Raw genomic sequence first — 1,440 nt, 5'->3', positions numbered from 1 at the left:
GATCTCGCGGGTGAAGGCGAGGACGGAGGGGTTGGAGGCGGAGAGTTCGACGTAGGAGCCGACGCCGAAGACGGGGTGGCGTTGGCGGATCTCGATCATTTTGCGGGTCCAGTGCAGGAGTGATCCGGGGTTGTTGGCCTGTGCTTCGACGTTGACGGCTTGGTAGCCGTAGATGGGGTCCATGATGACGGGGAGGTAGAGGCGGGCGGGGTCGCATTTGGAGAAGCCGGCGTTGCGGTCGGGGGTCCATTGCATGGGGGTGCGGACGGCGTCGCGGTCGCCGAGCCAGATGTTGTCGCCCATGCCGATTTCGTCGCCGTAGTACAGGACGGGGGAGCCGGGGAGGGAGAGGAGGAGGGCGGTGAAGAGTTCGAGTTGGTTGCGGTCGTTGTCCAGGAGGGGTGCGAGGCGGCGGCGGATGCCGATGTTGGCTTTCATGCGGGGGTCTTTGGCGTATTCGGTGTACATGTAGTCGCGTTCTTCGTCGGTGACCATCTCCAGGGTGAGTTCGTCGTGGTTGCGGAGGAAGATGCCCCATTGGCAGGATTCGGGGATTTTGGGGGTTTGGGCCATGATTTCGGAGATGGGGTAGCGCTGTTCGCGGCGGACGGCCATGAAGATGCGGGGCATGACGGGGAAGTGGAAGGCCATGTGGCATTCGTCGCCGCCGGCGGCGGGGTCGCCGAAGTATTCGACGACGTCGGCGGGCCATTGGTTGGCTTCGGCGAGCAGGACGCGGTCGGGGTAGAGGCGGTCGACTTCGGCGCGGACGCGTTTGAGGTAGGTGTGGGTTTCGGGGAGGTTTTCGCAGTTGGTGCCTTCGCGGGCGTACAGGTAGGGGACGGCGTCGAGGCGGAACCCGTCGATGCCCAGGTCGAGCCAGAAGCGCAGGTTTTCGAGCATGGCGTCTTGGACGTGGGGGTTGTCGTAGTTGAGGTCGGGTTGGTGGGAGAAGAAGCGGTGCCAGTAGTACTGGCCGCGGGTGGGGTCGTAGGTCCAGTTGGAGGATTCGGTGTCGATGAAGATGATGCGGGCGTCGGGGTAGCCGGTGTCGTCGTCGGCCCATACGTAGAAGTCGCCGAAGGGGCCGTCGGGGTCGGTGCGGGAGGATTGGAACCAGGGGTGGGCGTCGGAGGTGTGGTTCATGACCAGGTCGGCGATGACGCGGATGCCGCGGGCGTGGGCTTGTTCGATGAGTTCGACGAAGTCGCCGAGTTCGCCGAAGTCGGGGAGGATGCGGGTGTATTCGGCGATGTCGTAGCCGCCGTCGCGCAGGGGTGACTGGTAGATGGGCAGGAGCCACAGGCAGTCCACGCCGAGCCATTGCAGGTGGTCGAGTTTGCTGATCAGGCCGCGCAGGTCGCCGTAGCCGTCGCCGTTGGAATCGGCGAACCCGCGCACCGACACCTCGTAGAACACCGCCGTCTTGAACCAGTGCGG

At 64.7% G+C, this 1,440-nt stretch carries 1 protein-coding gene; it reads right to left on the bottom strand.

The features are described 5' to 3' along the window. On the bottom strand, positions 1-1,440 hold a 1,440-nt coding region (treS, locus tag ACGFK0_RS37650), incomplete at both ends, for a maltose alpha-D-glucosyltransferase (protein WP_392913563.1).

This window comes from Spirillospora sp. NPDC048823, from assembly GCF_043198445.1.
Classification (GTDB): domain Bacteria; phylum Actinomycetota; class Actinomycetes; order Streptosporangiales; family Streptosporangiaceae; genus Spirillospora.
This window is presented reverse-complemented; position numbering and strand designations above follow the sequence as displayed.